Genomic DNA, 7,828 nt, shown 5'->3' with positions numbered 1-7,828 from the left:
TGATAGCTGTTAGCGGTAATATCATGCAGCAATGCCGCCAGCGCGCCGTCGCCAGCGCCGTTGGTATTCATGATCTTCTCTGGACCGCCCATATACGGTGCGATGTGCGAATACACACGCAGCGGATTGGTACAATCTTTATGGCGCATGGCGCGGCTAAACTCGTACTGGTTGAATTCGGCAATGGCCCCAGGCAGCAGCGGATGCTGGGTTTTACGTTTGACTTCTTCTTCCGTAAAGCCCGCCATATAAAGACCCGCCGGACCCGCTGTGCACAGCACCAGATCCACCCAATCCAGCGCCTTGTCGGACGCCAGAAGCGGATCGTTTTCGCCGGTCAGCGCTTCGGCCTCTTCTTCATTCATCGCCAGAATTGAGACATGCTCTTTCAGGAATGCCTGCCACCACTGCGGATTATCGGCAATGACAAATTTGGTGCCCAGCGTCAGTACCACCGGTACATTGTGTTTTTTAGCAAATTCGATCGCCTTCATGGTCGCTTCCGGCATTGGCTCGCCCGGCTCGCAGCGCACCAGATAGGACGTCAGCACCAGCGCGGACGCTCCGGCAATCACCGATTCAGGGATGCTATCCGCCCGCAGCTTGTTCATATGCCCTGGGCTGATTGCAAAGGTACGCTCACCGGACTCGCCAATCAGCGTAAAGCAGCGACCAATCGGTCCATCTACGCCCTGCAGGTAGTTCAGATCGGTACGACTGGAGGTATTGCATAAATAGCGGTACGCATAGCTGCCAATCTCGATATTGCTGCACATCACACCCAGCAGCACCGAGCGGTCATCCGCCAGCACGGAGTAGTTGTGCATCGTATTACCGATAGTACCGCCCGCAAACTGATGGGTGATCAAATTTTCACGCACCAGTTCCTGGTAGAGCGCTTCAGCGACATCATCTGCAATCACCAGAGAGTGCCCGGCACTTAATCCATAACGTTTTACAAAGTTATCATCAACTTTGGCTTCAATATCCACCAGCGTCTGGTCAATACCCACCACCCAGGCTGCGCTGGTTTCATTTTCTGGCTGAATTTGTTGCAGCAACGGATCGCGCGCGCTGACGGGGAAATAATGTTTGGATTTACGTTTACCGGGAAATTTCATGGTCGATTTTACGGGTGGTTAGCTGAGCGATGCATGGTAGCACATTCCCCGCTGCGCATGCGATGCGGCGCTGAGTTTCAATATCGGACGGTGAGATCGCAGTTTATCCGGGATGAATTTCTACAATAACTCACCTTCACAAGGAGCGCTTTATGAAGCCGGAAAACAAGATCCCCGTACTCGACAACATTTCGGATGAAATGAAAAGTGTGGTGAATTTTCATCGCGAAGATTTACCGCCGTGGCCCGCTGCCGATGACTTCGTGGCCCAGCGTAAACACTACATTCATGAACGGCAGTTGTGGAATGCCGATGCCCCACAGATGAATACCCGAGAATGTGTTATTTCCACCGCATGCGGCCCCGTTGCCACACGAATTTACGCTCCGCTGCCCCATAGCCAGGCGACGCTATATTACCTGCACGGCGGCGGTTTTATTCTCGGTAATCTGGATACCCACGATCGCATTATGCGTTTACTGGCGCGCTATACGCAGTGCACGATAATTGGCATCGACTATTCGCTTGCGCCAGAGGCCCGCTACCCGCAAGCCATCGAAGAGATTGTCGCCGTCTGTCAGTACTTTTATCAGCACGCTGGCGATTATTCCCTTAATGTGAATCATATTGGTTTTGCGGGCGATTCCGCCGGGGCCATGCTGGCGCTTGCCAGCGCGTTGTGGTTGCGGGATAAACACATTGCCTGCGGCAAGGTGGCTGGCGTGCTGTTGTGGTATGGGCTTTACGGCCTGCAGGATTCACTGAGCCGACGGCTAATGGGCGGAGCCTGGGATGGTTTAACTCGCGAGGATCTGCAGATGTACGAAAACGCGTACCTGCGTAGCGCCGACGATCGTGAATCACCGTACTATTGCCTGTTTAATAACGACCTGACGCGCGACGTGCCGCCGTGTTTTATCGCCGGTGCGGAGTTTGATCCGCTGATTGACGACAGCCGCTTATTGTTCCAGACGCTACAGGCGCATCAGCAGCCCTGCCAGTACAAAATGTACCCCGGCACGTTGCACGCCTTCCTGCACTATTCGCGGATGATGAAAACCGCCGACGATGCGTTACGGGAGGGCGCGCGTTACTTCAGAGCGCAGCTTTAACGGTAGGCTGCGGTCAGTTTAACCATCATTTCGATATGTTCCGGTGTGGCATTCAGCGCCGGAATATACTCATATTGCTTACCGCCTGCCTCAAGGAAAATCTCCCGGTTTTGCACCGCTATCTCTTCCAGCGTTTCGAGACAATCAGCCGCGAAGCCCGGACACATGACCTGGATATGTCGGGTCCCTTTCTCTGCCAGCATTTTTAACGTTTCATCGGTATATGGCGTCAACCACGGTTCACGGCCAAAGCGAGACTGGAAGGTCATCATCACTTTTTCCGGCGGCAAGCCAAGCGCTGAAACCAGCTCACGAGTGGTATCGCGGCAGCGCTGCGGGTAGTCATCGCCTTCATCGGCGTAGCGCTGCGGAATGCCGTGGTAGGAAAGCAGCAGCAAATCGGGTTCACCATGTTGAGCAAATGAATCACGGGCGCTCTTGGCCAGCGCATCAATGTAGCTGCTGTCATCGGCGTAATCACGAATAAATGAGATGCCAGGAATACTGCGTTTACGCGCTAAGATTCGCGCCAGTTCGTCCCAGACCGCCGCCACGGTAGAACAGGAATATTGCGGGTACAGCGGTAACACCACCATGTGTTCAACTCCGCTTGCCAGCAGTTCATCGACCGCGCTTTCAAGCGACGGTGAACCGTAGCTCATCCCCAGCGCGACAGGCGTATTTGGCAGACGTTGTGCCAGCGCCTGCTGTTGCGCCTTGCTGTAGACCATCAGCGGGGAACCGTCTTCCATCCAGATTGACTGGTACAGCTTTGCCACGCGTGGTGCACGCAGCGGCAAAATCACACCACGCAGCAGCGGCCACCACAGCGCAGGTGACGTATCGACTACGCGTTGATCGCTTAAAAACTGGCGCAGGTAGCGCTTAACGGCTTCGGGGGTTGGGGCATCGGGAGTGCCGAGGTTTGCCAGCAGGATACCGGTTTTCGTCTGACGCATTACCGCCTCTTATCGATTCAAATTGTTGATAATTGTAGCGGAAAAGCGATAAAGAAGAACTAATTGCTGTGAAAGGTAAGACGAGAATTTGCCTGATGGCGCTGCGCTTATCAGGCCTACATAAAATCGTAGGCCGGATAAGGTGTTGACACCGCCATCCGGCATTGACTGCGCTAAAACTTAACCGAGGATTTTTTCCAGCGCTGCGCGAACGTCAGCCACAGCCTGGGTGCCGTCAACTTTCGCGTATTTGGTGTTACCCGCCTGCGCTTCTTTAGAGTAGTAGCCGATCAGCGGAGCGGTCATCTGATGGTATTCCACCAGGCGCTTACGTACGGTCTCTTCCTGATCGTCTTTACGGGTGGTCAGCTCTTCGCCGGTCACGTCGTCTTTGCCTTCAACCTTAGGCGGGTTGAATTTGATGTGGTAAACGCGGCCAGAAGCAGCGTGTACGCGACGACCCACGATACGGTCAACGATCAGCTCGTCCGGAACGTCGAATTCAAGAACGTAGTCCACGTTGATGCCTGCTTCTTTCATGGCATCAGCCTGCGGAATAGTACGCGGGAAGCCATCAAGCAGGAAACCATTACGGCAGTCTTCCTGAGCAATACGCTCTTTTACCAGCGCGATCACCAGCTCATCAGTCACCAGCTTACCGGCGTCCATGATGTCTTTCGCTTGTTTGCCCAGCTCGGAGCCAGATTTCACGGCAGCACGCAGCATATCACCGGTGGAGATTTGCGGAATACCATACTTCTCCATGATGAACTGAGCCTGAGTTCCTTTACCCGCGCCCGGAGCGCCAAGCAGAATGATACGCATTACGAAAATCCCCTTAAAGGTTGTCGATATTTTTTAAAAAGCGCTAAACGATACCACCATCACGCAATTGGCTCAAGGAAGACGCCCGACGCTGAAACGGTTAACGGTGGGAAAATTAAAAATGAGGAGAGAAAATGCCGGATCGCGGTGTAAACACCGTATCCGGCCAGGGATCGACGAGATGGTGTAAGCCGGACACGCGTTAGCATCATCCGGCATTACCTTACGGCTATCAGGACACCAGCAACTGGTTCATACGACGAATGAACTGGTTTGGATCTTCCAGCGTGCCGCGTTCAGCAAACAGCGCCTGATCCAGCAGCAGTTCAACCCACTCTTTGAACTGCGCTTCGTCCTGGGTATCCGCCGTGCGTTTGACCAGCACGTGGTCCGGGTTGAGTTCAAAGATATATTTCACTTCCGGTACGGCCTGGCCAGCAGCTGCGAACAGTTTCGCCATCTGGGTGCTCATTTCGTCCGCATCGGTGGTAACGATGGCCGGCGTGTCGGTCAGACGGTGAGTCAGACGCACTTCTTTTACGCGATCGCCCAGCAGGGTTTTCACGCGCTCAACGAACGGCGTCAGCGCTTTTTCCGCTTCTTTTGCCGATTCGTCAACGTCATCCGCCAGCTTGTCAATGGACTCGTCAGCTTTGGCTACGGACTGGAATGCCTTACCGTCGAACTCGGTCAGGTAGTTCATCATCCACTCATCGATACGGTCAGAAAGCAGCAGCACTTCGATGCCTTTCTTACGCAACAGTTCCAGGTGCGGGCTGCTCTTCGCCGCCGCATAGCTGTCTGCGGTGATGTAGTAGATTTTCTCCTGCCCTTCTTTCATACGCGACACGTAGTCTTCCAGCGACACGGTTTGTGCGGAGGAGTCAGTGTGCGTGGACGCGAAGCGCATCAGCTTAGCGATCGTTTCCTGGTTAGCGTTGTCTTCCGCCGGGCCTTCTTTCAGCACCAGGCCGAACTGTTTCCAGAAGGTCTGGTATTTTTCCGCGTCGTCTTTCGCCAGTTTTTCCAGCATCTGCAGTACGCGTTTGGTCAGCGCGCTACGCAGGTTACGGGTGACGGTGCTGTCCTGCAGGATCTCACGAGAAACGTTCAGCGGCAGATCGTTAGAATCTATCAGGCCACGCACAAAGCGCAGGTAATTCGGCATAAACTGCTCGGCGTCGTCCATAATGAACACGCGCTGAACGTACAGTTTCAGACCATGCTTGTGATCGCGGTTCCACATATCCCACGGAGCCTGAGACGGGATGTACAGCAGGCTGGTGTACTCCTGCTTACCTTCCACACGGTTATGACTCCAGGTCAGCGGATCAGTGAAGTCGTGCGCGATATGTTTGTAGAATTCGTTGTACTCGTCGTCTTTGATTTCCGACTTGTTACGGGTCCACAGCGCCTGCGCCTTGTTGATCTTTTCCCAGGAAACCACGGTCTCGCCGTCTTTCTCTTCGGATTTTTCGATCTCTACCGGCAGCGCGATATGGTCGGAATATTTGCTGATGATGGAACGTACGCGCCAGTCATCAAGGAACTCGTCTTCGCCTTCGCGCAGATGCAGCGTGATTTCGGTGCCGCGATCGTCTTTGGTGATGTCGGCAACGGTGTACTCACCTTCACCCGCAGATTCCCAGAACACACCATTTTCCGGTTTATCGCCCGCTGCGCGGGTACGCACGGTGACTTTATCCGCCACGATGAACGCAGAGTAGAAGCCAACCCCGAACTGGCCGATCAACTGGCTGTCTTTCGCCTGATCGGACCCCATGGATTCAAGGAAAGATTTAGTACCGGATTTCGCAATGGTCCCCAGATGATCGATAACGTCATCACGGTTCATCCCCACGCCGTTATCGGCAATGGTCAACGTACGCTTATCTTTATCGAAGGAAACACGCACACGCAGCTCACCGTCACCTTCATACAGGTCCGGGTTAGACAGTGCGCGAAAACGCAGCTTGTCTGCCGCATCCGAGGCGTTAGAGATAAGCTCACGCAGGAAGATTTCTTTATTGGAATACAGAGAATGGATCATCAGGTGCAGAAGCTGTTTTACTTCTGACTGAAAACCACGAGTTTCTTGTCCTTTCATGTAGGTCTACCTCAACAATGCCATTTTCAATGGTAAAAACAGGTTGAGGGTGAAATGGGGACAAGCGGGAAGGATTTCAAGCGGAAGCCGCCGTCGCGGCCTCCGTTTGTTCAGAATTTAATCTTGTGTCGTCCTGCCAGAGAGTGCGACAGCGTGGTGCCATCGACCATTTCCAGCTCGCCACCAACCGGAACGCCATGGGCGATACGGCTGGCTTCAACGTCATATTGCATGCAAAGCTCAGCAATATAGTTGGCGGTCGCCTCTCCTTCGACCGTGGGATTGGTCGCCAGGATCAGTTCGCTGATTTGCTCAGATGCCAGCCGCTGCTCAAGACGATCCAGCCCGATATCATCAGGGCCAATACCGTCCAGCGGCGACAGGTGTCCCATCAGCACGAAGTAACGTCCGGAAAATTGCCCGGTTTGCTCAATGGCGTAGATGTCCGCCGGACTCTCCACCACGCAAATCTGACCATTTTCCTGGCGACGCAGGTTCGAGCAAATGTTGCAGACGTCCTGTTCTGTGAATGTGCGGCAATCGGCACAGTGGCCGATTTCCGACATCGCCTTCGTTAACGCCTGCGCCAGACGCATCCCGCCGCTGCGATCGCGCTGAAGCAGCGTGAACGCCATGCGCTGCGCAGACTTCGGGCCAACGCCCGGCAGACAGCGCAGAGCTTCCATAAGCTGAGTTAACAGCGGGCTGGTTTGCATCAGAACGGCATCTTAAAGCCAGGCGGCAGCTGCATTCCGGAGGAAACAGAGGCCATCTTCTCTTTCTGCGTCTCTTCAATACGGCGCGCGGCGTCGTTGAATGCCGCAGCAACCAAGTCTTCCAGCATCTCTTTGTCGTCTTCCAGCAGGCTTGGATCGATCTCCACACGACGGCAGTTATGCGCGCCGTTGATGGTTACTTTTACCAGACCCGCGCCAGATTCGCCGGTCACTTCCAGCTTGGCGACTTCTTCCTGCATCTGCTGCATTTTTTCTTGCATCTGCTGGGCCTGTTTCATCAGGTTACCCAGACCGCCTTTACCAAACATAGGCTTCTCTCTCAATCACGTTAAGGGATGACGACCGTCAAACCGTAAGGGCTGACGATCAAATGGGGCGAATACTCTCTTCGTCCAGGTCCGCATCGAAAAAACGACGCAGCGTCTGAATGTTATTATCCGCAATAATCGACTCACGCGCCTGCGCGAGTTTCTCTTCATAAATGGCCTGACGCCACTCCAGCGGCGTGCGCACCGCTGGATTATCATCTTCAACGATGGTCAATTCAACCGTTGACCCCGTTAAGGAACTCAATGCTTCGGCCAGTTTTTGCTGCGCGCCGCTGGAGTTAAGGTGTCGCTGCGTGGAACGCAGGTGCAGGCAAACCACGTTGCCATTCTCTTCTTTCCAGGCATTAAGCGCCACCTGCTCCACCAGTTTAGGCAGCGAGAGCTGGCTTACCTGTGCGGCCCACGGGTCGCGTTCGATGGCCTCAGCCGCCAGCTTTGCCGCCAGTTCTGGCGTTTTTTCATGCTCAAGCGCTTTTTTCAGCGCTTTCGGCGTAGCGACGACTTCTTTGACTTCTGCAACAGGATTGGTCGCTTTCCAGCGATACGCTTCTTTCTTCGCTGGCGCTTTTTCCAGCGCAGAGACCGCTGGACGCGCCTGAACACGTTCCGACACCGAAGCCAGTCTTTCCAGCGCAGCA

At 54.3% G+C, this 7,828-nt stretch carries 8 protein-coding genes; 1 reads left to right on the top strand and 7 read right to left on the bottom strand.

The genetic code is table 11. The features are described 5' to 3' along the window. The coding region (locus FDW87_RS03840; RefSeq protein ID WP_252362990.1) for an inosine/guanosine kinase at positions 1–1,121 on the bottom strand (1,121 nt) is incomplete at its 3' end. Positions 1,122–1,273: 152 nt separating this feature from the next. Here FDW87_RS03840 and aes point away from each other — a divergent pair. Further along, positions 1,274–2,233, top strand: a complete 960-nt coding sequence (gene aes, locus FDW87_RS03835; protein ID WP_137379466.1) for an acetyl esterase — start codon at positions 1,274–1,276, stop codon at positions 2,231–2,233. On the opposite strand, the gene hemH is transcribed toward aes, so the two are convergent. The 6 genes from hemH to FDW87_RS21710 form a co-directional block, all read right to left on the bottom strand. Next, the gene (gene hemH / locus FDW87_RS03830; protein WP_016152084.1) at positions 2,230–3,192 is read right to left on the bottom strand and encodes a ferrochelatase; all 963 of its coding nucleotides are present in this window, start codon (positions 3,190–3,192) and stop codon (positions 2,230–2,232) included. The two genes, aes and hemH, sit on opposite strands and share 4 nt — an antisense overlap. A gap of 180 nt (positions 3,193–3,372) precedes the next feature. Further along, positions 3,373–4,017 carry an adenylate kinase gene (adk, locus tag FDW87_RS03825; protein ID WP_003021773.1) on the bottom strand — a complete coding sequence of 215 codons (645 nt, stop codon included), beginning with the start codon at positions 4,015–4,017 and terminating at the stop codon, positions 3,373–3,375. A gap of 232 nt (positions 4,018–4,249) precedes the next feature. Continuing rightward, complete coding sequence (htpG, locus tag FDW87_RS03820) at positions 4,250–6,124, bottom strand: molecular chaperone HtpG (protein ID WP_016152083.1); 1,875 nt, start codon at positions 6,122–6,124, stop codon at positions 4,250–4,252. Between the two features lie 110 nt (positions 6,125–6,234). Then, on the bottom strand, positions 6,235–6,840 hold the full coding sequence (gene recR, locus FDW87_RS03815; RefSeq protein ID WP_137379465.1) for a recombination mediator RecR: 606 nt from the start codon (positions 6,838–6,840) through the stop codon (positions 6,235–6,237). After that, positions 6,840–7,169: a YbaB/EbfC family nucleoid-associated protein gene (locus FDW87_RS03810; RefSeq protein ID WP_003021764.1), complete on the bottom strand. Its 330-nt coding sequence runs from the start codon at positions 7,167–7,169 to the stop codon at positions 6,840–6,842. The genes recR and FDW87_RS03810 overlap by 1 nt, the downstream gene beginning before the upstream one ends. A 58-nt stretch (positions 7,170–7,227) precedes the next feature. Beyond that, positions 7,228–7,828 (bottom strand): DNA polymerase III subunit gamma/tau C-terminal domain-containing protein (locus FDW87_RS21710; protein ID WP_305764063.1); only part of this gene is annotated, 601 nt, incomplete at its 5' end.

Source organism: Citrobacter sp. wls826 (genome assembly GCF_005281245.1).
GTDB classification, from domain to species: Bacteria; Pseudomonadota; Gammaproteobacteria; order Enterobacterales; family Enterobacteriaceae; genus Citrobacter; species Citrobacter braakii.
Note: the sequence above shows the minus strand (reverse complement) of the source record. Positions and strands in the feature narration are given on the sequence as shown.

Coding starts and splice junctions, on each gene's coding strand:
- aes (WP_137379466.1), top strand. CDS start 1,274: ATGAAGCCGGAAAACAAGATCCCCGTACTCGACAACATTTCGGATGAA.
- hemH (WP_016152084.1), bottom strand. CDS start 3,192: ATGCGTCAGACGAAAACCGGTATCCTGCTGGCAAACCTCGGCACTCCC.
- adk (WP_003021773.1), bottom strand. CDS start 4,017: ATGCGTATCATTCTGCTTGGCGCTCCGGGCGCGGGTAAAGGAACTCAG.
- htpG (WP_016152083.1), bottom strand. CDS start 6,124: ATGAAAGGACAAGAAACTCGTGGTTTTCAGTCAGAAGTAAAACAGCTT.
- recR (WP_137379465.1), bottom strand. CDS start 6,840: ATGCAAACCAGCCCGCTGTTAACTCAGCTTATGGAAGCTCTGCGCTGT.
- FDW87_RS03810 (WP_003021764.1), bottom strand. CDS start 7,169: ATGTTTGGTAAAGGCGGTCTGGGTAACCTGATGAAACAGGCCCAGCAG.